The sequence below is a fragment of the Bacillus sp. ILBB4 genome (assembly GCF_035064545.1).
Taxonomy (GTDB): Bacteria; Bacillota; Bacilli; order Bacillales; family Bacillaceae_H; genus Priestia.
In genome coordinates this window covers 520022-543808 of sequence record NZ_JAIQVD010000003.1, presented here as the reverse complement: position 1 = coordinate 543808, position 23787 = coordinate 520022, and the positions used below count along the sequence as shown (strand labels likewise).

At 37.5% G+C, this 23787-nt stretch carries 24 protein-coding genes; 8 read left to right on the top strand and 16 right to left on the bottom strand.

Annotated elements, in window-relative coordinates; translation table 11 throughout:
* Positions 1 to 136: 136 nt before the first annotated feature.
* Positions 137 to 1186 carry an anthranilate phosphoribosyltransferase gene (locus LAV82_RS14985; protein ID WP_029322589.1) on the bottom strand — a complete coding sequence of 350 codons (1050 nt, stop codon included), beginning with the start codon at positions 1184 to 1186 and terminating at the stop codon, positions 137 to 139.
* A gap of 194 nt (positions 1187 to 1380) precedes the next feature.
* On the opposite strand from LAV82_RS14985, the gene LAV82_RS14980 reads away from it, so the two are divergent.
* Complete coding sequence (locus tag LAV82_RS14980; RefSeq protein WP_211077938.1) at positions 1381 to 2523, top strand: C40 family peptidase; 1143 nt, start codon at positions 1381 to 1383, stop codon at positions 2521 to 2523.
* Between the two features lie 80 nt (positions 2524 to 2603).
* Here LAV82_RS14980 and LAV82_RS14975 read toward each other — a convergent pair whose 3' ends face one another.
* The 6 genes from LAV82_RS14975 to LAV82_RS14950 all read right to left on the bottom strand — a co-directional run bounded on the left by LAV82_RS14975 (position 2604) and on the right by LAV82_RS14950 (position 8217).
* Positions 2604 to 3677, bottom strand: coding sequence for a 3D domain-containing protein (locus LAV82_RS14975; protein ID WP_499716345.1), 1074 nt, complete (start codon positions 3675 to 3677; stop codon positions 2604 to 2606).
* A gap of 355 nt (positions 3678 to 4032) precedes the next feature.
* Positions 4033 to 4782 carry an oxygen-insensitive NADPH nitroreductase gene (gene nfsA, locus LAV82_RS14970; protein WP_013057663.1) on the bottom strand — a complete coding sequence of 250 codons (750 nt, stop codon included), beginning with the start codon at positions 4780 to 4782 and terminating at the stop codon, positions 4033 to 4035.
* 92 nt (positions 4783 to 4874) lie between these two features.
* Positions 4875 to 6008, bottom strand: coding sequence for an MGDG synthase family glycosyltransferase (locus tag LAV82_RS14965; protein ID WP_013057664.1), 1134 nt, complete (start codon positions 6006 to 6008; stop codon positions 4875 to 4877).
* Entirely contained in the window at positions 6005 to 6598 is a 594-nt protein-coding gene (locus LAV82_RS14960; RefSeq protein WP_013057665.1) for a DedA family protein, read from the bottom strand. Before LAV82_RS14960 ends, LAV82_RS14965 begins: the two co-directional genes overlap by 4 nt.
* 15 nt (positions 6599 to 6613) lie before the next feature.
* Positions 6614 to 7324, bottom strand: coding sequence for a polysaccharide deacetylase family protein (locus LAV82_RS14955; RefSeq protein ID WP_013057666.1), 711 nt, complete (start codon positions 7322 to 7324; stop codon positions 6614 to 6616).
* A gap of 290 nt (positions 7325 to 7614) precedes the next feature.
* The gene (locus tag LAV82_RS14950; protein WP_029322598.1) at positions 7615 to 8217 is read right to left on the bottom strand and encodes an alpha/beta hydrolase; all 603 of its coding nucleotides are present in this window, start codon (positions 8215 to 8217) and stop codon (positions 7615 to 7617) included.
* An 822-nt stretch (positions 8218 to 9039) separates the two neighbouring features.
* Here LAV82_RS14950 and LAV82_RS14945 point away from each other — a divergent pair.
* Positions 9040 to 10830: a transglycosylase domain-containing protein gene (locus LAV82_RS14945; protein ID WP_029322600.1), complete on the top strand. Its 1791-nt coding sequence runs from the start codon at positions 9040 to 9042 to the stop codon at positions 10828 to 10830.
* A gap of 35 nt (positions 10831 to 10865) precedes the next feature.
* Here LAV82_RS14945 and LAV82_RS14940 read toward each other — a convergent pair whose 3' ends face one another.
* The gene (locus LAV82_RS14940; protein WP_211077935.1) at positions 10866 to 12197 is read right to left on the bottom strand and encodes a polysaccharide biosynthesis protein; all 1332 of its coding nucleotides are present in this window, start codon (positions 12195 to 12197) and stop codon (positions 10866 to 10868) included.
* 294 nt (positions 12198 to 12491) lie between these two features.
* Complete coding sequence (locus LAV82_RS14935) at positions 12492 to 13409, bottom strand: DMT family transporter (RefSeq protein WP_211077934.1); 918 nt, start codon at positions 13407 to 13409, stop codon at positions 12492 to 12494.
* A 150-nt stretch (positions 13410 to 13559) separates the two neighbouring features.
* On the opposite strand from LAV82_RS14935, the gene LAV82_RS14930 reads away from it, so the two are divergent.
* A complete protein-coding gene (locus LAV82_RS14930) occupies positions 13560 to 14936 on the top strand; it encodes an aminotransferase-like domain-containing protein (RefSeq protein ID WP_211077933.1) in 1377 nt (458 codons plus the stop codon).
* A gap of 63 nt (positions 14937 to 14999) precedes the next feature.
* Here LAV82_RS14930 and LAV82_RS14925 read toward each other — a convergent pair whose 3' ends face one another.
* Entirely contained in the window at positions 15000 to 15398 is a 399-nt protein-coding gene (locus LAV82_RS14925) for a FixH family protein (RefSeq protein WP_328127996.1), read from the bottom strand.
* Positions 15399 to 15548: 150 nt separating this feature from the next.
* Between LAV82_RS14925 and LAV82_RS14920 the strand changes: the two genes are divergently transcribed.
* Complete coding sequence (locus LAV82_RS14920; RefSeq protein ID WP_064471829.1) at positions 15549 to 16127, top strand: hypothetical protein; 579 nt, start codon at positions 15549 to 15551, stop codon at positions 16125 to 16127.
* Between the two features lie 97 nt (positions 16128 to 16224).
* Positions 16225 to 16890, top strand: coding sequence for a type 1 glutamine amidotransferase domain-containing protein (locus tag LAV82_RS14915; protein WP_098547985.1), 666 nt, complete (start codon positions 16225 to 16227; stop codon positions 16888 to 16890).
* A 42-nt stretch (positions 16891 to 16932) separates the two neighbouring features.
* Here the strand turns inward: LAV82_RS14915 and LAV82_RS14910 are convergent, their stop codons facing one another.
* Entirely contained in the window at positions 16933 to 18660 is a 1728-nt protein-coding gene (locus LAV82_RS14910) for an ABC transporter ATP-binding protein (RefSeq protein WP_013057676.1), read from the bottom strand.
* A 219-nt stretch (positions 18661 to 18879) separates the two neighbouring features.
* Here LAV82_RS14910 and LAV82_RS14905 point away from each other — a divergent pair, with 219 nt between their 5' ends.
* Positions 18880 to 19074 (top strand): hypothetical protein, encoded by a 195-nt coding sequence (locus LAV82_RS14905; protein WP_029322613.1) that lies wholly within the window; start codon positions 18880 to 18882, stop codon positions 19072 to 19074.
* A gap of 31 nt (positions 19075 to 19105) precedes the next feature.
* Here LAV82_RS14905 and LAV82_RS14900 read toward each other — a convergent pair whose 3' ends face one another.
* Positions 19106 to 20167, bottom strand: coding sequence for a CopD family protein (locus LAV82_RS14900; RefSeq protein WP_231101747.1), 1062 nt, complete (start codon positions 20165 to 20167; stop codon positions 19106 to 19108).
* Positions 20168 to 20171: 4 nt separating this feature from the next.
* Positions 20172 to 20732 (bottom strand): copper resistance CopC family protein, encoded by a 561-nt coding sequence (locus LAV82_RS14895; protein WP_013057679.1) that lies wholly within the window; start codon positions 20730 to 20732, stop codon positions 20172 to 20174.
* Positions 20733 to 21015: 283 nt separating this feature from the next.
* Between LAV82_RS14895 and LAV82_RS14890 the strand changes: the two genes are divergently transcribed.
* Entirely contained in the window at positions 21016 to 21285 is a 270-nt protein-coding gene (locus LAV82_RS14890) for a CPCC family cysteine-rich protein (RefSeq protein WP_013057680.1), read from the top strand.
* 51 nt (positions 21286 to 21336) lie between these two features.
* On the opposite strand, the gene LAV82_RS14885 is transcribed toward LAV82_RS14890, so the two are convergent.
* The 3 genes from LAV82_RS14885 to LAV82_RS14875 form a co-directional block, all read right to left on the bottom strand.
* Positions 21337 to 22038: a poly-gamma-glutamate hydrolase family protein gene (locus LAV82_RS14885; RefSeq protein ID WP_029322617.1), complete on the bottom strand. Its 702-nt coding sequence runs from the start codon at positions 22036 to 22038 to the stop codon at positions 21337 to 21339.
* A 555-nt stretch (positions 22039 to 22593) separates the two neighbouring features.
* Complete coding sequence (locus LAV82_RS14880) at positions 22594 to 22767, bottom strand: hypothetical protein (protein ID WP_211077928.1); 174 nt, start codon at positions 22765 to 22767, stop codon at positions 22594 to 22596.
* Positions 22768 to 22860: 93 nt separating this feature from the next.
* Positions 22861 to 23142, bottom strand: a complete 282-nt coding sequence (locus LAV82_RS14875) for a Fe-S cluster assembly protein HesB (RefSeq protein ID WP_499716342.1) — start codon at positions 23140 to 23142, stop codon at positions 22861 to 22863.
* Between the two features lie 192 nt (positions 23143 to 23334).
* On the opposite strand from LAV82_RS14875, the gene LAV82_RS14870 reads away from it, so the two are divergent.
* Positions 23335 to 23787: a Dps family protein gene (locus tag LAV82_RS14870; RefSeq protein WP_211077926.1), complete on the top strand. Its 453-nt coding sequence runs from the start codon at positions 23335 to 23337 to the stop codon at positions 23785 to 23787.

Genomic DNA, 23787 nt, shown 5'->3' with positions numbered 1-23787 from the left:
GCTAATCTATTTTCTTATTAACATCAAATGTTACATTTTCTAACACAAATACATAACTAATTATAGTAAATTTTCTGATAAAAAACAAAGGATTTATCTCTTCCGATAAAAAAAGATGAGCATGTTTGCTCACCTTTTACTCTTCTGAAATCGCTTGTGTTTTCCATTTCTGCAGGTGTTTCCAGCCCAAACCTTCAGCTAGCTGACGTTTTGCATAGTCTACTCCTTTTTCAATAGAAGCTTCATAGCCAAATAAATAATAGCGCAAGCCAGCGTTTAATACTACTTGATTATAGACGTAAGTCAGTTCGGAAGAAGATTCACCCTCCAGAATGCGCGTCACATATTCCGCTTGTTTTTCAACGCTTATTTTCTTTTCAAAGTGCTCTTCTTCCACAAACAGTCCGTATTCTTTTGGATTGACAATAAACGACTCCATCTCTCCTTCTGAGATAGTAAAAACAAAGCTGCTTCTATGTACAGGTACATCTTCTGATCCTTCTATCCCTTGTACCACGTATACGTGTTTGAAAGGCAGAGAAGCAAAAATAGGCACAATCTTATTAATGGCCGTACGATGAAAAGCCCCCATCATTAAAGAAGAAGCATTCGATAAGTTTAGTAGTTTTTCAACCGTATTAATAAGTGTCCTTACACCAATTTCATGACGAATTTTTTTGATGCGACTAAGAGGATAAGAAATTGTTTCGGCATTTACAAAGCCAATTTTTAACGTTTCAAACGCATGACTGATGTTTTCAATCGTTTGAGCTTGAGGGATCTGTAATGAATGAAGTACGTCTTCAATCGTTGTTCCAAACTTTGGAGGAAGTGCTTCTGTACAGTGTAAAAAAGCTGGCACACCTCTTTCAGCTAATAAAATCGATACAGGAATGGTCGCAAAAAATGAATTTCTCCCTGCATAAGGGCTTGCAAAATCAATTGATTTATCTTTTAACGGCTGAGACAGCGGTATTTCTTTTGTTTTTTCGCGAAAAGCATGAACAAATCCCAATAGTTCATCTGCATTTTCAGTTTTAATACGTTCTGCGATAAAAAAAGCAGCGATCTGAGCATCCGTAGCTTGTCCAGAAGCAATTAAGCGAGCTGCTTCTTTTGCTTGTTCATACGTTAAGTCAGTTGATCCTCTTTTTCCACGCGCTATTTCTTTGATAAATTGCTGCATATCGTACACTTCCTTTTTAACTGAATATTTGTACATTGTATCACATATTTTCTTTGTTCTTCAGATTATCTTCTATCAGGTACGCAAACTGCTAAAAAATATGAAATTAAAGGAAAAGTACTAGTTCTTTTATAACCTAGTATAGTATAATCTATCTGCTATACTATTATTTGGATATTTGGGGGACTTTACAAATGAAAAAAGAGAAACTACTTGTACCATTTATAGCAGCATCTGTTTTAGTAGGAGCATCGGTGGCAACGCCTGTTTTTAGTCACTCTGCTTATGCTGCTTCTTCTGTCAGCGTTTATCAAAAAGACGTTAATTCGCTAGCAGATTATTACGCACCATTTTATAAAACCGTAGAAAAAAAGCTAAAAGAAATTGAAGGAATAAAAGATGACGAAAAAGCGTTAGCGGCATATGATCAGCTTGCGGATCAAATTGACCAGTTTCTAACAAAGACTGATAAAAATTATGCGATGAATCACCTTAATTCAGAAGCTGATCAGCTTCAAGGGTATTTATACGACAGCTTAATTGCTCTTTACAATTACATTGTGGATCTTGAAGACTATGCGTATGGAGATGTAAGTGACGCGGAATTTAATAAGATCTCTGCAAATTTTGAAAAAGAAATCAACGCATACAATACGCAATTTCAGCAAAAAGCGAAGAGCTATAAAACGAAGCGAAAAGTAACGTTTAACGCAAATATGAGTTATTTGCTTGATGAAGATATTCAACCTTCACCAACAGCTCCATCTACACCGGCTGATAGTAATGGCACCTACACGGTGAAAAAAGGAGACACGCTGACAGCAGTCGCTAAAAAGTACGGCATGACGGTAGCTGAATTAAAAAAATTAAACAATTTAAAAACAGATGCGCTAAAAGTTGGACAAGTGCTGAAAGTGAAAAGTACAAGCGCATCTTCTCCGGCTCCAGCACCTCAAGCTTCTGTTAGTGCAAAACAGCAGCAAATTGTATCGTATGCCAAAACGCTAATTGGAAAGCCATATAAATATGGAGGTACGACACCAAAAGGTTTTGATGTATCAGGGTACACACAGTATGTATATAAAAACGCGGGTTCAAATATTTCTATCCCCCGTACAGTAGCAGATCAGTATAAAAGCGGCACGGACGTAAAGCAAAACAGCCTGCAGGCTGGAGATTTAGTTTTCTTTAAAAACGGCAAATCCGTTTCAGTCGTAGGAATTTACCTAGACAAACAAGAATTCATTTATGTCAGCAGCAAAGGCGTTAAAACGCAATCACTTTCAACAGCGTACTGGAAAAACAGCTATGCGGGCGCAAAGCGTATTATAAAGTAAAAAGAGGTGCCTTATGGCACCTCTTTTGCTTTACTAGCTATGTATTTCTATACTAGACTAGCAATTTTATAAAGAACTTCTTAGTTCATAACCGTGATTTTAACAGATTTTCTTCCGAACTGTTGAGCATCACCTTCAGAAGGAACGAATACATCAATTCGATTGCCTTTAATTGCTCCACCTGTATCGGCAGCTACAGCTTCACCATAGCCTTCTACATAAACTTTCGAACCTAATGGAATAACACTAGGGTCAACAGCGATTACTTTTTGATTTGGATTTGCTTTTAAATCCACTCCTGTAGCAGTTGTACCGCTACATCCAGCACAATTAGCCGTATAGGCAGTTGCTTCAACTGTCATTGATTTGCCGCTGGCTTGTTGTGACGATTCAGCAGGTTGTTGTTGTTTTTGAGCTTGTTCAGCTTGAGCTTGCTGCTGCTCTTTTTGAGCCTGTTCAGCTTGAGCTTGCTGCTGCTCTTTTTGAGCCTGTTCAGCTTGAGCTTGCTGCTGCTCTTTTTGAGCCTGTTCAGCTTGAGCTTGCTGCTGCTCTTTTTGAGCCTGTTCAGCTTGAGCTTGCTGCTGCTCTTTTTGAGCCTGTTCAGCTTGAGCCTGCTGCTGCTCTTTTTGAGCCTGTTCAGCTTGAGCCTGCTGCTGCTCTTTTTGAGCCTGTTCAGCTTGAGCCTGCTGCTGCTCTTTTTGAGCTTGTTCAGCCGGTGCTTGAGCTTGCTGAGCTTCTGGAGCAGCTTGGGCTACTGAAGGGCTTGATTGCTGAGCTTGACCGTTTGGAGACTGAATTTTTAATTGTTCGCCAGGATAAATTAAATCTGACTTCAGTCCGTTCCATTCTTTAATTTGATCTACCGTCACGCCATATTGCTGACTGATGGACCATAATGTGTTTCCTTGCTGAACTTTGTGCGTCATTTCTTTTATAGTAGCTACGTTTAATTCTTGATTTGGATAAATAATATTAGATGTTAAGTTGTTTGCATCTTTTAGCTCGTCTACGCTCACGCTGTGCTTTTGAGCGACTTTCCATAACGTATCACCTTTTTCTACGTGATACGTTCCGCTTGTAGAAGCAGAAGCTGCACCTACAAATCCTGCTGAAAGGATTGCTGTTGTTCCTAGAGTAAATATAAATTTTTTCATTAAGAATACCTCCTTATTTACTCAATGATTGAATGATATCATCCTCACATTTCACAGCCGTTACAGAGCCGTGCTACTTTTATTACAAAACTTAACAAAACAGAACATTCAATCGTAATATTTCTGATAATTTGGCTATATGATGAAATGTTTCTACTTTTTACTGCTTTTTATTGTTGTTTTTACTAAAATAGTTAAATTTCTCTACCATTGCTGGCTATGCCTCTTCTTTTTTATTGATCATTTAACGGGTATATTAAGTTTTTTTCATAACAAAAAAAACGAACCGCTAATCAAAAATTTTGATCAGCGGTTCGCTTTTCAATTCGGCTAAACTACTTTTGTCCCAGCTTTTTTATTTCTTGTTAAATCCTTGCTTTTCAACAAATTCTTTCATATACATACGCTTAGGATTGGAAAGCATTTCAGCCATTTGACCAGTCCATGTGTCTTGGCGTTTGCCATTTGTTCTTTCGTTGTAATAAGCAGAAATTTCTTCGTTATACGCTGTTAATTCTTTTTTCGTCTGCTCATCATTCGGCTCATATGTTTCTTCATGATACACATGTTTAAATGGTAAGCGCGGCTTTTTATCCGTAATACCCGCTGGATGTCCAACCGTTAGACCAAATAACGGGATTACATGATGAGGCAGTTTTAACAATTTGCTTACTTCTTCTAATTCGTTACGCAAACCGCCAATGTAACAAGCTCCAAGTCCCATTGATTCAGCAGCAAGCGTTGCATTTTGCGCAGCAAGGGCAACGTCAATAATAGCTACCATAAACTGCTCTGTGCTTTCGAGCGCTGTCGATAAATCTTTTTTCTCCATTTCCGCAATGACATCATGACGATGAAAGTCAGCGCAAAATACAAAGAAGTGTCCATTTGTTTCTACGTAAGGCTGATTTCCTGCTAATTGAGCAAGCTTTCGCTTCGTTTCTTTATCTTTTACTCCAATAATGGAATACGCTTGAATATAGCTTGATGTGGAAGCTGCCTGTGCGCTTTCTACAATCGTCTGAATTTGCTCTTCCGACAATGGTTTGTCTTCATATTTGCGAATAGAACGATGATTTAAAATCGTTTCAATAACTGAGTTCATATTATAATCTCCTTTTACTTCATCTAACCTTCTACAGATGTTATCTCTACAGTTAGTTTATCGAATGTAAAAAGAAATAACCAATGTTCTGCTTAAAATTGATTTTGACTTGTCTCATATCGATACAGCTTAAAGTGATCTGCAAGCACGCGATCTACTTTTACTTCTAAGCTGTCTACATATTCGTCCATCCGTTTTATCAACCGGTTTCGTTTCACATCATTTTCTAAAATGTTCTTAAGCTGCTGTTCAAAGGCTTCAGCATCATTAAGCGGTATCAGCAGCTCTTTTTCTTTTAGATATTCAATGTTAATTTGTTCTTGACCGGGAAGAGATGAGTGAATAAAAATAGGTAGTCTCTTGTGAAGGGCTTCGCTAATTGTCACTCCCCCCGCTTTTGTGACAATGGCATCTGCTCCCTCATATAAATCATTCATTTTCTCTCTCGATTTTACATACGAGACCGCTTTAATTCTCGGGTGGTTCAATTTTATTAGTTCTTGATACAACTTTTTGTTTTTTCCGCACAGCACATAATACATATACGTACAGTTTTGCGGAAGCTGCTGAAGCATTTTGCGTACATTTCCAAGGCCGGAATTCCCTCCGGCAATCAGTATATGTTTCTGTGGCATGAGATGGTCAATCCGTCTTTTTAAAAACGCTTTATGAACGGGAATGCCCGTTACATAAATAGAAGACTCTTTTACACCGTGAACGTTTTGTAAAAACGCTTTTGTATCCTGATCAGGCACGCAGTGAAGCTCAATTCCATTTTTACCCCATACGTCGCTTACTAAGAAGTCTGTGTATACGTTTATAATAGGAAGATCAATGATTCCTTTTTCTTTTAACCCGCTTAATACACAGGAAGGAAAGCTGTGTGTACAAACAATGACGTCCGGCTGCTCTGCATCAATTAATTTTTTCATATGATATTCGATAATCGGCCACTTTTTCACAACAAAATCATCCATCGTATGGTCGTTTTTTTTGTATACATGACCGTAATAAAATTTTTCAAACTGCTTTGGAAAAACAGAAATCCATTTCATGTATATCGATGAAATCATTTGTTCAAGCGGTTTGCTCCAATAGCTTAAACAATCAATTTTTTGACAAATAACGTGCGAAAAACGCTCCATGATGGCATCCATAACGGCGTCTGCTACTTGGTGATGACCAGATGGCATCTGAAAAAGCGGTAAGAATAAAACCTTCCTCATTGACCATCCCTCCTCTCAAGACGTTTTCGGTTTCTTTTTCTTTTTATAAGTAAATAAATGACAAAAAAAGCTACAGCGCCCATGATAATATACGAAATATGAATTCGATCTCCTACGTAGTAACCTAGAATTAGAAAAGAAAGGACCCATACTAGACTTCCTACTACCGATAACAATAAATAAAGCAAAAACGGATAGCGACTTATTCCCGCCATATATGGGCTAATTTGACGCAAGCCTGGAATATATAAACCAAATAAAATGGTCCATATCCCATATTTATGGTAGCTGCCGCTTGCCGCTTCAATTTTCTCTTTGGTTAACCCTACGTATTTTCCGTATTTATCAAAAAATGGGGTTCCCGCATACCTTCCTAGCCCGTAAGCAGTAAGCATTCCAGTTATAACACCTAAAAAAGCAAAAAGAGATGATTCGTATAAGTTCAGCTGATGTTTGGCAATAAACATGCCTAATAATATTAAAAATGATTCTTCAGGCGCTGGAATTCCAACAATCCCACAAAAAAGTACAAGTAAAATAACAATATAACCATAGGAATGTATATACTGAGAAATAATTGTTAAGTCCACTGCTCGCTCCTCTATTTACGATTGATTCATCAATTGCTGCATGGTTATACTTTCATACCCTTGCTGTTTTAAGTAAGGTAAAAATTCTTCTAACGCCGCAATCGTCATTTCAGGTGCTTTTTCATCTGCTCCCGGGGTATCTCCATTATCGTGTAACACAAAAATGGCTCCATCTTCTACTTTACGCATTAGTTTTTGAACTAATGCCGTTTTCGTTGTTTTTAGTGTCCAATCCTGAAAGATTCCTGTCCAGATCACAAGGTGATATGGCTTGGCCATTGATAAACTGCTCATATTTAAATGTCCCCACGGGGGACGATAAAAAAGCGGCTTTTGATTTGTTACTTTCTTTATAACCTGTGCACATTGATGAATTTGTCTTTTTAATTGCCAAGGTGTTTGCGTCCATGCACTCACATGACGATGATGATGTATAGCTACTTCATGTCCTTCATCGATCATTCTGTTTAAAATAGACGGGTGTTTCTCCCCTAGTTCTCCCACAATAAAAAAAGTAGCTTTCATTTCATGCAGTTTGAACAAGTCCAAAATTTTTGGTGTATAAACAGGATGAGGCCCGTCGTCAAATGTTATAGCTATTTTATGCTTTTTTTCCCCTTTTATTATGACTGATGAATGATAGCGACGATAAAGGGTTTGCGAAATAATGGTATATACACATATAACCATTAGAACGAAAAGTAAAACAATAAAAAAACGAGTCATATGCTTTTAACCATCCTTTTGAATTTAAATCCTGCATTTATTATAACGGTTTACTCAGACTTTGGTTTCATTTTTTTGTGATAGAAACCAGGAATTTTAAAATAATTTGATACTTTACCTAAAAATAGCTGTTCTGCAAAGATATACCGGAAATAAAATGATATCATAAAATTTCCCTTCATTCAGTAAAAAAAGTACTTTTTACCATTTATATCTATCTTTTGTACGATAACTGTCATTATTTTTTAAAAATAAAAAAACTTCCCGCACGAGTGCGGAAAGTTTTTAAATTAAAATTTTGACCGATACCATTTTTCAGCTGCTTCAATTTCTGTTCGTGTTAACTGATGTCCAAATGATTCCCAATGCACCTGTACGTCTGCTCCGGCTTTTTCTAAAAGCGCAGAAAGTTCTTCTGTTTCTGATGCTGGGCAAATAGGGTCGTTTGTGCCTGCGCCGATAAAGATAGAGGCGTCCGTCTTAGGCACTTCAACTCCTCTTCTTGGAACCATCGGATGAAGAAGAGCCGCCCCTTTTAAAGAATTCTCATAATGAAATAGCAAACTTCCTGCAATATTGGCACCATTTGAGTAGCCTACAGCTACGATGTTGTGTCGGTCGAATGAATATGTTTCAGCCGCTTCGTCTAAAAATTGATGAAGTTCTGTTGTACGTTCAATTAAATCTTCTATATCAAATATTCCTTCTTGTAAACGTCTAAAGAAACGGGGCATTCCGTTTTCTAGTACATTTCCTCTTACAGATAATACCGAGCAAGAGGAATCAATCATATCTGCAACAGGAAGCAGATCTTGTTCTGTACCTCCTGTACCATGCAACAGCAACAAAGTCGGTTTCGTCTCGTCCGTTCCTTTTTTAAAAATATGTTTCACGTATATCCACTCCTTTTAAATATCTCGAATTAAAGATAAATTTATTATAAGAACTTTCGAAGCATTTGTAAAGGAACTACTGTCAAAGAAATACCTGTATGTTTTGCTGGCAGTATCACATAATACTGAATAACTTCATACAGCCATTGCTCATATGCAGCTAGGTATTTAATTCGTTTGACTTACAACGGGGAAAGAAATATTCCACTTTTAGCTAAGTGCTCCCGTCAAAAGGTGGATAATGATTAAAACTCGCCCGTCCTCCTTCGTATAAAAAGTGCCCTAGTCTGATAAATTAGTTAATTTTTGCTTTATTTCGTTACTTTCAACAGATATCAGCATTTATACCCGAACGTACTAAATCTTATTTCTTATACGTGTTATAACAACTTTTTTCTATGAGAAACAGAACGTAAAATACCAGCTTGTTTTTTCATAAAGGGGAACAAAGCCCCGAATGGTGCTTTATACGACTTTATTTGACAAACACAAATTTATGGGTAAACTAAGTTCAGATGATTGTATTTCACTTTGTTTCAGTTTAATAAAAAAACGAAACATCTGCGAGTAAGCAAAAAATAACTGCGTAAAGAGCTATTTATGTCAATCATCTTATACCCTAAAAACTTACCTGCACTTGAATAATAGCCTTTATTAAACTTAGCGCGTCAGCTTGTGAACGTTAATACTTTATCATCCATCTCTCTGTTAAAAGATTGAATGGATCAACAAACTTTAGCATTCTTTACATAACGACCTTGTAAAGACGAAGAATGTAGCTATGTGTAAACATGGAATTATTACTTAGTGGAGTGAACCAACATGAGGAAATTTATTTTAGCCTTTTTAGTCGTTGTTTTAATTGTAATGCTAGGAGTTACCTATGTATTAAAGCAATTTCAGCAAACGGCTGATTTATCTTACTCGAAACTGCAGTCGGTTCAAAGTACGGTAGTCTATGACAAAAATGACCGTAAGATTGACGAATTGTATAAAACCGTTCCCCGTCAAAATGTTTCGAGCAATGAAATTCCCGATTATGTAAAAATGGCGTTTGTTGCAACGGAAGACCGTCGCTTTTACAAGCATTTTGGGATTGATTTACAAGGTATTGGCCGCGCCCTTTTTAAGAACATTGTAACAATGAGTAAAGCTGAAGGCGCAAGTACCATTACACAGCAGTTAGCAAGAAATCTTTACTTATCTAGTGATAAGACCATTAAACGTAAAGTAGATGAAATGTTTCTATCACTAGGCTTAGAAAGACAATTTACAAAAGATCAAATTTTGGAATTATATTTAAATCAAATTTATTTCGGAAGCGGTGTATATGGTATTGGTGCAGCTTCTCAGCTTTATTTTAATAAGCCTGTATCAGATTTAACCGTAGGCGAAGCTGCGCTTTTAGCAGGACTGCCAAAAGCGCCGAGTACGTATTCACCAAGCAATAGTACAGAAAAAGCGACAGCCCGACGAAACGTTGTATTGAAACTGATGCATGACCAAAACGTTATTAGTGATACTCAGTATCAGCAAGCGTTAAACGAACGTGTAGTCAAGCCTAGTATTCCGGTTAAAAAACCGAACTCAAATCAAGCATTTATTGATTATGTAATTAACGAAGCTGCTCAACAGTATGGAGTATCTGCTGATGACCTTTATAAGGGTGGTTATGCCATTTATACAGATTTAGATCCTAATTTACAGGAATCGATTAATAACTCTGTAGCAAATCATACGTTCCGAGATGATGCCATCAACAGCAAAGTAGAGGTTGGGATTTCGGCTGTTAACCCTAAAACAGGTGGAATTTCAGCGATGTATGGAGGACGCAGCTATGAGCGAAACGGCTTAAACCGTGCTACAAGCGGCTATCAGCTTGGTTCAGCTATTAAGCCTTTAGCCGTATATGGTCCAGCCTTAGAAACTGGAGATTATACACCAACTTCACTCTTAAGTGACGAACGACAAGACTTTGGCGGTGGATATAGCCCTAAAAACGCAGAAGGTGAATATCAAAAGCATGTGACAATGCGTGAAGCACTTACTCGTTCGCTTAACGTTCCAGCTGTTTGGCTTTTAAAACAAATTGGTATTGATACAAGCGCAAAATTCATGGAAAAAGCTGGACTTCCTCTTGAAGATGACGATAAGTCAAAATTAGGGCTTGCTCTGGGAGGAACGACCACAACGTTCTCTCCCCTTCAGTTAGCACAAGGATATACAACTTTTGCTAACAAAGGCGTCATGACTAAGCCGTACGCAATTCGAAAAATTGAGATGCGCGACGGTGAAGTGAAAAAGCCAGACATTCAGACAGAGCGAGTAATGAGTGAAGAAAATGCGGATACAATGACATCCATGCTACAGGATGTAATTGAAAAAAGCTATGGAACAGGTGTTAACGCTCGTTCTTCACGAGATGCTGCAGGTAAAACCGGTACAACCAACGATGTCAAAGATGCTTGGTTTGTCGGGTATACCGATGATGCAGTCGTTTCTATCCACGCTGGCTTTGATAATGCTAATTCTACGCAAACAACGAAATACTTATCAGGCGGCGGCGGACAAGACCCTGCTACACTGTTTAGCTCAATTATGAATAACTGGTAACCAAAAAACCTCCAACTTCACTGTTGGAGGTTTTTTTAAGATAAATGCGTTTTATGCTTAAGTGAAAAAAAGGAAACGTTAATGACTTTGCAAATCGTTACATAATGCAGAACGGTCAAGACAACCACGCCACAGTTCATCCCGATAATAATTCCCTGCATGCCAATATTTGTTTGTGATCCTAAGAAAAACATCAGGGAAAAAGATACAATATGAGACCAAATCGTATGATAAAAAGCATCTTTTACATAGCCAAGTCCAATTAAATAAGCTTGAAGCGGGACGGCAAAGAAGTGAAAAAGAAAATACGGCCATAAAGCCTTTAAATAGTACACGGCCTCTGTAGAATGAAAAAACAAGTTAGTAAGCGGCTCAGCAAAGAAATACATCGCCACTATAGACGGAATCCCATATAAAAATGTCATTTGCATACTTTGAGTCAAAAATCTTTGAAGCTGTTCTTCCTGATTTTTCGCATGAGCTTCAGATACAGCAGGTATTAGTGCCACTAAAAGAGAATGAGCAAAGAAAGCTGGAAAAAATCCGATCGACATCGCTACCCCTGTTAGCATACCAAAATGCTGCGTTGCCCCGGTTAAAGTCATGCCCGATAAAACGAGCGCGTGTTTGATTAAAAACGGCTGAATAGCATTACATACCGCATTAAATAAACGCAGTCCCGTGGTCGGAAGTGAGACGCCTAACAGCTTTTTCCGAATCTCACTTGGAGAAAGCAGAGGTCTGTGCCCTCTTGATAAAACACTTAACTGAGTAACATACGTGATAAAAAAATAAAGTAAAATAACAGCTTCGGTTCCAATTAGCGTACAAATCGCAATAAACAGCGACATTTTAACATCTGTGAAAGCAAACATTTGAAAAACAATAAATAAAATCGTTAGCTGAAAGGCTTTGCGGATAAAATTAGACACAGCGATAGTCGTCATATTATTTTTACCCGTAAAATATCCACGAAGCACCGCTGAAAATGAAACAACCGGAATGAAACATAGTACGACCCATTTCAAGTAAGGATGATAGTGACTAAAAAATGGAAAGGCTGCTAATACGGCCAGTGTAATAAAAAAGATTCCCAAGCTCACAGCAGTCGCAAAAATGGTGGCATGCTTCATCATATGCTGATGTTCTTTGCGATGATGTTCAGCCAAAAATTTAGAAATAGAAATAGGCAGTTCTAAGTTAGCTACGGTGGCAATAAGAAAAATGATAGGAAGAACAGTCATGTACATGCCCATGCCTTCCCTTCCTAATTCTCTAGCAAGTACCATATTTACAAGAAATTCAATTAACTCTCCTGCAAAGGCAGCACCTGCTAGAATAAACGTTCCTTTCAAAAAAGTGTTCATCTCGTTATCTCCTCTATTTCCCGTCCTTTTTCATCACTACCTCTTCTCTCTATGTATATGACAAGCTTTATACGAATTATTTGTCTAATTGTATTTTTTGGTGTACAAGTTCTTGTATAATGTTCAACCTATGTAAAAAAAAACCGTTATATACCTTTTTTACATAGGAAATTCATTCATTTCTTATCTTTTGGCTCTTGAAACTTGCATAGAGAACACAGGAGACCCAATGAGCCTGCTGATTGCTAACGGGAATAGAGCATGTTGTTTTAATATAACAAATTTACATATTAGTTAAGCGTCTTTATTTACCATTTTCTGTGGATGCACTTCTTTTTTTGACACCGAAGCGTTTTTGCCTAGGACAACCGAAAAGACAACAATTATTGCTATAGCAAGAGTAAAAAGTGTAATTGTTTCACCTAGAAATAGAGCTGCAAACAGAATCATTAAAAATGGCTGTAAATATTGAACCTGGCTAACTCTGGCTATTCCACCCATAGCCATCCCGCTGTACCAAGCAACGTATGCTAAAAATTGACTCACTACTGAGAGATAAATCAAACTAGCCCACGCTTGTAAAGGCGCATGGAGCATTTCAGCTGTAATGCTTAGTCCCACTGGAATCATAAAAAATGGTGCACCGATGATAATGGCCCAGGCAATTACTTGCCAGCTGCCTAATTCTCTTGCTAACCCCCCTCCTTCTGCGTAGCTCAGTCCAAGTATCAGCACCGCTGCTAGTAAAGCTGCATCAGCAAACTGCAGTTGACCGAATCCGAGGTGAAGAGCATACACGATAACAGCTGCCGAACCGATTATACTTGAGACCCAGAATTTTAAAGAAGGACGTTCACCCCCTCTAAACATCGCAAAACCGGCTGTGGCTAATGGTAAAAGAGCGAGTTCAACCGCTCCGTGAGAAACAGGCAAGGATTTCATTGCCCAAGAAGTGAGCAGAGGAAACCCTAAAACTGCGCCTAAAGCGACTATCAGCAGACTTTTAAATTGGCGAAGAGAAGGAAATTTTTCTTTTCGTACAATCAATATCACAGCTACTAAAACAGCAGCTACAGCTGTTCTTCCTAAACCTGCGACTGTCGTTCCGAAATACTCCACTGCAATGCTTGTAGAAGGAAGGGTTAAGCTAAAACAGATAACGCCTACTAACCCCAACAATAAGCCCATTTTCTCTCTCGTTTCTTTTTGCATCTTACCCTACCCCTGTCTTTTTATTTTTCAGAACTGTACCATTTTTCTAAAAAAAGTTCTGATATAATTAAAAGGATAGCGCAGGACAACTAGTAAAATAAATCATTCTTTTCCCTATCTGTACGGGTACAAATTAAAGGAGTAGGACCTATGAGTTTAAAATATCTGAAAATCATGGAAGAAATTAAGCTTGGCCTAGCAAATGGATCGCTTATTGCAGGTGGTAAACTCCCTTCTGTTCGCCGACTATCCCAACATTTTTCGTGCAGCAAGAATACCGTTATCAAAGCGTACAGTGAACTAGAAAAAGAGCATTTAATTTATTCTGTTCCTAAAAGCGGCTACTACGTTGTGGCAGAATTTCAACATAGGACGAATGAAAATGAAGTGATTGATTTCTTGTCTGCTGGTCCAGATAAAAACGTTATGCCTTATCTTGAATTTCAGCATTGTATAAACCAAGCGATTGAACACTACAAAGAAGAGCTTTTTACATACTCTGATCAACAAGGCTCTTACTCATTACGGGTACAGTTAGTGAAACACTTGCAGAACCTACAGGTGTTCACTCAAGCTGAAAGGTTAGTTGTTGTATCCGGGTCTCAGCAAGCTCTTCACTTATTAGTTTCTATGCCATTTCCAAATGGAAAAAATAATATCCTGATTGAACAGCCCACTTATTTCGGTTTTATCGAGTCTCTTACGCTGCACCAAGCTACTGCTTTTGGGATCGAGCTATCGATGGAAGGGATTGATCTTGATCGTTTGGAGTACCTTTTTCGAAATAATGACATAAAATTTTTCTATATTATTCCAAGGTTTCACAATCCTCTTGGGCATTGTTATACAAATTTTGAGAAGAAAAAAATCGTGGAGCTAGCCGAAAAATACGATGTATATATAGTGGAAGATGACTTTTTGGGTGACCTTGATCCCGATGCAAAATCAGATCCTTTATTTTCTTTTAATCCTTCTGGACGAGTTATTTACATTAAAAGCTTTTCGAAAATCTTTCTTCCTGGGTTACGTATTGCTGCTGTCGTGCTTCCTACGTTAATGAATAGCAACTTTTTACGATATAAGTTCAGTTCAGATTTTAATAGCTCAGCGCTTTCCCAAGGTGCTCTAGAAATTTATTTAAAAAGCGGCATGTTTACTAGTCATCTTAAAAAGATAAAAGAGGTATACCATACCAAAATGCAAACTCTTGTAGAAGCATGTGATTCACTGCTACCCGCTCATACACACTTTTCTAAACCAACTTCAGGATTCTATTTATCCATTAGTTTGCCTGAGCATGTGACAGCAAAACAGATCGTTCACATGCTAAACGAGCAGCACATATATGTTGATGATGCTTCTAGATTTTTTTTACCAGAATACAAACGAGACACTCTTCTCCGATTAAGCATCTCACAAGTAAATACGAATACGATCAAACGAGGAATTGAACAGCTGGCTCAGTGCATTACTTTAATTGATGATAGAAAAAATCATCCTATTCCAAATAACCTTTTCCCCTTGTAGAATGGGAATTCAATGGACATACTAAACGAAAAGAAGCCAAGGAATTAGAATCCTTGACTTCTTTTATTTAACCGTAACGGTTATAAGAGGCATGTTATGCGTCCCTTTTGCAGAAACATGTGATTGCACGGTATATGTGCCAGGCTCAGAGAAAGATGTTTGTATCTCATATACACCTTCTCCTACTTGTTTAGGCTTTAACATCTTCCCTTTCCCTTCGCCATCTTTTTTCTCTATTTCAAATTCAATCATTTCAACATCATCATTTTTCACTTTTTTGTCTCCATATGTAACTTCGGCTTTGTAGATACCGCTTTCATTTTTCTGTAACGCCCCTGGGCCTTGAAGATTTACGTCCAACGGTTTTGGCTGCTCAGCATTTGTGCTTTGAGCAGGTTCCTGACCACAGGCCGTTAAAAGTAAACAAAGACTGATTATAGATATACTTATTCTTTTTTTCATGTATTCATCTCCTTTTTAAACCCTTTGTTTAACTATAACGCGTATTGCAAAGAAAAAAATGAATTTTTCTAAAAAAGAAGGATTTTTAAAGATTTTTTAAGGAAAAAAGTTCACACTGATACTAACTAGTTTTTTCCAAGGAGGAAGAAAATGAATTCAGCTAAATCTCCAGCTAAAAAATCATGGCTACAGACATTGATTAAAAATAAAAGTGAGCGCAAAAAAGTGATCTTTATCTTTACTATCTCTTTTTTACTAGTTGTAGCAGGGCTTATTTACATCCCTATTTATAAACATTCCCTTCCGCTCGATTCTAAAGTATATGAAGGGAATTTTAAAGAGCTTGGTTCAATCGCACGAATTGGTTTCTTTGCAGCTTTAGCCATTTATCCTATTTTTTTATTATTAAAATGGAAACCGTTATCGCACATAAAAAAAGGAAATTTTGAGTTAAAACCGCTTATCCAATTTTTAGCCAAGTACGTTCGTCAGTGGCACGTTCCCATTGCTCTTATATCAACAGCCTTGATTATTTTACATGGTTATATGGCTTTAATAAAAGGATTTCAAGCAAATTTTACGTACTTTTCAGGAATTATTACGATGGCTGTTCTAGCTTGTTTACTCGTGATGGGCGTGAAGCGCTATAAGCGTACAGATAAAAAGTGGCATCTTAAATTTGCTATCTCTTTTTTGGTTTTGTTTATGATTCACGCTACCTTTTCATAACTTGCCATTGTTTAAAGTTTTTTTATATAGGGTACAGTTCACAATGAATACATGATATGTATCACTATACGTTTTACATTATTTAGGAGGTATAAACATGGCAAGAGTGTTAGCTGTATTATCAAGCGGATACGAAGAGAAAGATTATCACACAGGTTGGTGGGCAGAAGAATTATTTGCTCCGCTGCAAAAGCTTGAGGACGCAGGGCACACCGTTGATTTAGCCTCACCTTTTGGAGGTAAGCCGGAAGTAGACGTTCGAAGTATTTCAGAAGACTTTGATCCAGACGGAATGTATAAGCAATTATATGAATCAGGAAGAGCGGATCAGACAATGAAACTTGAAGAAGTAGATGCTGAGAACTATGACGTTATTTTAGTAGTAGGCGGCCACGGCGCTATGTTTGACTTAGCAAAAAATGTGGACTTGCATGCACTTATGAACAAAGTGTACGACAACGGAGGTATTTTAGCAGCTGAGTGTCACGGACCTTCTGTTTTTGCTTTCTTGAAAGGATCCGATGATGAACTGTTAATTAAAGGACTAGACGTAACCGGTTATCCTGATGAAATCGAACCGGAAGAAGTACTTCCCTTTTTACCATACAGTTTAGAACAAGAACTTCGTGAAGTGGCTAACTACATCCCTGAGATGGATAAAAAAGCATATGCCGTTTGGGCAAATGATCAAATTGTCACAAGCCGAGATCCTTTTTCTTCTGAGTTAATGGGTGATGAATTAGTCAAAAAGCTAAATAAATAAACTAAAAAAAGACTGCTTGAAAGCAGTCTTTTTTTGTTTGTTCTATAGGGATGTTTGAAACTGCTGCTCTACCAAACGCCGGTAAAAAGAATGAGAGGCTAACAGCTCTTTATGCGTTCCGCTTCCTGTAACCTGCCCTTCTTCTATTACAACAATTTGGTCCGCATTAATGACCGTAGATAGACGATGGGCAATGACGAGTGATGTGCGTTCTTTCATTACCGTTTCCAATGACTCTTGCACAAGCTTTTCTGATTCGGAGTCCAAGCTAGCTGTCGCTTCGTCCAGTAGTAAAAACTGGGGATTGCGTAACAGCGCTCGGGCAATTGCAATACGCTGTCGCTGTCCTCCTGAGAGATTAATACCTCTTTCTCCAATCATTGTTTCATATTGAGCTTCAAAGGACTGAATGAAATGATGAGCATTCGCTAACTTCGCTGCTTCTTCTATTTCTTCATCCGTCACATGCCGCTCTAATCCGTAAATGAGATTTTCTCGAATTGTTCCTGCTAAAATCGGAGAATCCTGCTGAACATAGCTAAACAGGTGACGCCACGAACGTAAGTTGACGTTTTGACTGTCTGTTCCATCCAAGAATATGCGCCCCGATGAAGGCTCATAAAAGCGTTCGATAAGCGAAAAAACAGTAGATTTTCCAGCTCCGCTAGGTCCAACAAAAGCGGTAACTTCTCCTTTTTTAGCAGAAAATGAAACTTCCTGCAATACTGGTTTATCTTCATATTGAAAAGCAACTTTATCGAACCTTAAACTCCCTACCTGTTCAAGCACTTCTCCATTTTCATAGTTCTCTTCTTTCTCAGCTAATATATCAAAGATTCTTTCTGAAGCTCCTTTGGTTTGCTGAAAGCTCGTAACAAATCGGGTAAGTGAACCAACCGGAACCATAATTTGAAAAAGGTAAAGAACAAAAGCCACCAGCTCTCCTGCAGTGATAAATCCCTCACTCACCCGGTATGCACCAAACCCGACGATGGCAATCATAACAGCGGTCATCACCGTGCTAATAATCGGGGTAATGATGGCTTCAATTTTAGCTCTCTTTACACCGAAGAGGTAGAGTGACTGAAACGATTGTAAGCCGGAATCAACTTCTTTTTTCTCTGAACCAGATACTTTAATCAAGCGGATTTCACTCAGCATTTGAGCTAAAAAAGCCGTAAGCTTGGACATTTTATCCTGTTGCTCACGTGAAATTTTATGTATTTTTCGCGCTAGCGGCATAACCAGTACAAACATAACGGGAATAACCGCTAATAAAATGAGCGTCATGGGTACATCAAGCGTAAATAAAATAACAATGGCAACGATAATAGATAAAATATTTTTAACAAAGTCAATCATTTCTGTTGACAATAAATTCATCACAATGGTTGTATCATTTGTAATGCGGCTTACCATTTCACCGGAACGGTTTTGGTCGTAAAATGAAACCGGAAGCTTTATGAGCTTGTTCCACACTTTATGTCTGAGTTCTTTTACAACACCTTGCCCTACTTGAGCAAGGAGATAAAGAGATACTGCGCTTGTTACCATTTGAGCAGCAAATAAAACAAGGAGTCCTGCTATAAGCTGCGGTGAGACTCCTATTGCAATTTTCTCCATCACTTCTTTAATGACAAGAGGAATAGAAAGCGACGCTCCGGTATTAATTAAGGCCAGTATAAACGAAATGAGTAGCTTTCCTGTCGGAGGGGTCGTTAGCAACCATAATTTTTTAAATGAAAAATGAATTCCTTTTTGCGTATTCATCTTAGTTCCTTTCTAATTCTTTTAATAGGTGGTATACACACTTTAGGCAGACACCACACACTTTACCTTCAAAGTTCTATCTTATTTTACACCATTTCCTTTCTCAACCTGAACTTCTAAGCTTTTACCTATTTTTCAAACTCGTCTATACGAAAATGACAAGCTGGTCATATACTATGGTACACTGAACTCTTTTACTAGATGAGAGGTTGAATAAGAATGTCTGTTTATATTAAATCTGTTTCTATTGGAACAATTTCTGGCGGGATCATTATTTTTGGAAACGTAGGAAATATATCGCCTCCAAGCGGCTCTACGTCCGGCTCTGGTTCTAGCTCTGGTTCTAATTCCCATATGCCGATGCCTCCTTCTCCGGGAAAAGGCCCGAGAGATAACACAGCTTTTAATGGCTAATAAAAAAACAGTGAGATATTTCTCACTGTTTTTAGACTTGAATACTTGTCATCATCGCAATATAAAAAGCAAAAACAAACAAACCCGCACTTAATACGCTAAGCCATACTGTCTTTTTGTAAAAACAAACAAGTAAATACACAAAAAACAGCAGTGCGACAAATAAGAATAGGATTCCTACAATCGTTACGTGAAACGTTAGAGGGAGCGTCACTTGTTTCCCATAGATAAACGGAAGAATCGATGAATCCATTGCCATATGACTTATATTAGTTGGCGGCGATTGCGTCACCATGATAGCTGTAAATAAAAAAATGATAAGCAAAATAATGCTTTCTGCTCGAATCCACATCACGGGCTTATATTCTGGATGTTTTATCGTTTTTTTCATAAGAAAGCCATTGATGACGGCAAATGCAAGCAGCGGAATAATCGTAATATGCTTTAGTAAAAGAGACTGCCCGTAATCTGTAGCCCATGAATTTACGTAGTTGGAAAGCCCCATGATAATGACCATCGAAATGAACCCACTTAATGAAAGAAGCACAAAACAAGCGATTGCAAAAGGAGTAAACCAGCTTAAGAAACTTTTCCAATTGGAGGTTTCTTTTGAAAAAGCGGCAACAATCAGAACCACCCCTCCCCACAGTCCAACTGCTAAAATATGAAGAGAATGAGAAAGCATGCCGCTAAGCGCAGAAGCGGATGCTGCGTGACTTGCGTAGGCGATTCCTCCCACCAAGGCTACAGTCAGTAATGTATACATATGAGGGTGGCTCTCTATTGAAACAGCAACCATACATAAAATAGCAATCAGCACCACAAAGATCCAGGCGTGTCCGGTTCTTGTTTCCAATAATACAAGACGAACTGTTTCACCTAACCCTCTTATTTTTGAAAAAGATAAAATAATCTCAAGCGAATTTCCAACCGAAAAAATAGCGACAGCCGCTGCACTTGCAAGTAGCCATCGCTTTGATAATAAAATTGTTGGCTTTTTTGTAAGAGGTACATATTGCAGTACAGCAAATCCTAATAATAAGGAAAGACCTACGTATGTGAACCACTCAAAAACAGGCAACAAAATACTCATCTTTTTAAGCCTTTTTCTTTCTGAAGATTAAGAGTAATGCTCCAACCACCACTACAATAGCAATAATCATGATAACAAAAAATGATGAAGAATCATTGTTCTCTGTTTTTTCATCATTTGCTACTGCACTTTTTTGGTGCTGTTCGGATTGCGTGGCGTCTTGCTTTTTTTCACTATCTTTTCCGGCTGCTTGAGTATTCTCTTCTTTCGCTTCATCTTTCACATCTACTTTAAAAGCAATCGAATCTTTCATTACATGACCATCTTCCCCTACAATTTCCCAGTTCACTGTGTAAGATCCGTTTTCAAGAGGCTGATCGAGAGAAGCTATTAAATCATGACCCTCTACTTTTTGCGATGCAAGTGAAATTTTTTGTCCATCTTTTGTAACGGTTACAGTACTGATTTTCTCGATGTGTGTTTCAAAGGTTAATTTGATTTCTTTTAGAGGAGCTGTAACAGTTGCACCATTTTCCGGCACTGTTGTTTGTACATGTGTATGAGCAAAACTAACTGTCGGAACAGCTAAAAAGCATGCTAAAAGTAAACCTATTATTTTTTTCATATTTATGACTCCCTATCTCTTTTTTCTTTTTTCATCATATCCAAAAATGCTTTTATGTAGACGTTCTCGAACACGATCTATTTTCCTAGTAAGTGTACTCCTTTTTTACTCAGTCTCACAATAACTATTACCAATTCGTTATAAAATGTTCACAAATTCTAGGGAAGGTGCCGCTGTAATTTTTTGAATATTCTTTCAGACTATCCTTGAATATAGTAAAATAGTTAAATAAGATGGCTGACTTTTTTCTAGCTTAAAATCCCATACAGAAAGGATAGAAACAATGAAAAAGTATACATGCCCTTGCTGTGGTTATCAATCGTTAGACAGTGATGGTGACTATGATATTTGTGAGATATGTTTTTGGGAAGACGATCCGTACCAAAAGCTGAATGCCAACGAATTAGGAGCCAACTCTATTTCTTTAATAGAAGCTCAGGAAAATTTTATAGTTTATGGAGCGTGTAATAAAGAAAGCTTACAGCACGTGAGAAAGCCCTCTGTTCAAGATGTAAAAGATTTTAACTGGAAACCTATTATAAGTCACGAGTAGCGAAACTAGTTTATAAAAAAAGAATGCTTGTGAAAGCATTCTTTTTTGGATTCAGTAAGAAGCGGAAACAAATGTAGAAAGCACATTTGTAAACCTATAAAAAGTTTGAGTTTTAGACGAAGCTCTTCCTTTTGAAGAGAATGAATGAAACATAGCACTTCGCAGCGGTTGGCTAATCTCCAATTGAATACTTTTCCCGGTACGATTTTTATTTGCAATATTTCCAGGGTTAATGCCTGCAATCTCATCGTGCCCTTTTGTAATCAGTTCCGCGGGAAATCCATTTTGATTTAATAATTGCGTTAATTTTTTTGCACGCTCCCGATCAGTTCCCCCCACAAAAATATGTTTTTCGTTCCCAGAATACCCGTGAAGTGATAAAACATTATCATACTTGCTTACCATCTTACGCGCTGTGGGCTCATCAAAATGAGTGCTTGTGAGGTGCAGGTCTCGTGACCCTTTCGACTTTAACGATTCGAATAGGTAAAGAGCATTTTGTTTGCCAAGCTCTTTGGCAATTTCGCTTGTCCCCCCTTCAATTCCTCCACCGTGTGGAGCAAAGATAAGGACAGGGCTTTTTGTTTCTTTGGTCGTCACTTTATAGCTAGCTGAAAACTCGTGCTGTGAGAGCTGCTTGAAATTTTGATATTTATCAGTTGACGCACTAGATGTATCTTGAAAAGGTGAAATGAATAAAACAAGTAGACAGATACATAAGGTAGAGAAACTTACTAAACGATAGCTTTTCAATTTGTACTCCTGCTTTCCGTTGTGTAATAAGACCTAAAACATTAGAATCTTAAAAAATCCAGAAATAATATTTATAGTAGTCTTATTTACTTATCGTTATAAATTATAATTTATTTAATAGTTCTTAATACCTATTTATTCTATTTAAAAAAACTTCAGCGCATATCCACTGAAGCTTTTTTACTTTTTTTGTTTTTATTTATTTAAAGCAAGCGCCAAACTAATTTTATCCAGCCAAAGAAGGCGATCCATAAAGGTATGCTCAAAGATGTTCCCCACGCTAAACCAATTAAGAAGTTTCCTCTTTCAATCATACAAACCACTCCTTATGAACATTGTAGGTGAACAAGTACAATTCTATACCTTCACTATAACAGAAAGCGCTTTCATTTAATAGTCACTTACACGTTTTTAGTGCTATATTCATACAGAAAACCGGATTTCAAGTAGATAAAGGGCGATATATAAGAAAATGAATAATTACAAGAGTTAAAAGTATAATAATCTACTTAAAAAAAAGAAACCTTCTTTGAAGGCTTCTTTTCTAGGTGTTTTTTATTGTTCGCTGCTGCGCTGCAAGCGATTCTCAATAAATAGGCGCTCAACAAATTTATTTAGCTGGGCTTGATACAAACGGCGCTCATCTAGCGTTTTTGCGTCTTGTATTTGCTGCTTAAAGCGTTTGATTTGCTGCCTTTGTTCAACCGTTACATGATGAGAAAGAAGCATAGGTCCCCCTCCATTTCACTAACGTTTGAATTAAGTAAACCAAGGTTTACCAAAACAAACAACAAACCTGTTAGCTTCTCTTACATAAATTTTTTACTCAGCCACTTTAGCCCCAACTAATGCTAACCCTGGACCGTACGGCGTTGTATGAACATCTAACATTAATTCATTTGTATAAGGCACAATAGAAGCTTCCATTGCTACTTGTACTCCGTCGACTTCATACATTTCATCATTTTCAAAAGGCTCTTCAAAAGCTAACCCAATATTAGGGATTTCACAGCTAATTCCTTTGAAATACAAGCGAATTCCTGTTATCTCCTGCTCTTCAAGTATATTGTTAATTAATTGTTTTGCTTCTGGTGTAATATGCATAACTAACCCTTCTTCCTTTCAATACTCTTGCTCTATCCTATCATATCTTTAGAGTTTTTAAAGAGAATAGCTATAATTTAAAAGTACCCTGATTATTATTTAATAATAATTATAAATAAGTATTGATTTTAATTTGATATTTGATATAATATAAATATAAGATAATAACAACTCATTAGGAGGCTATTAACTATGAATTTAGAAAACGTATTGAACCAACAAATTGCCGATTTTAACGTATTGTATACGAAGCTACATCGCTTTCACTGGTATGTAAAAGGGCCTCAATTTTTTACGCTTCATGAAAAATTTGAAGAACTCTATAATGAGACGGCGGACTATATAGATGAATATGCAGAACGATTACTAGCCATTGGAGGAAGCCCAATTGCTACAATGAAGCAATTTTTGCAAGCAGCTACTCTTTCTGAAGATGGAAACGAGCAAACGAGTGAAGAAATGGTAGAAACCTTAATTAATGACTATACGCTACTTGTTAAAAACCTAAAAAATGCAGTTGAAAAAGCTGAAGCAGCACACGATCACGTAACAGCTGACTTATTGATTGGAACAATCGGCAACATTGAAAAACATATTTGGATGCTAAAAGCTGCTTTACCTGTAAAAACATCCGTAAACGCATAA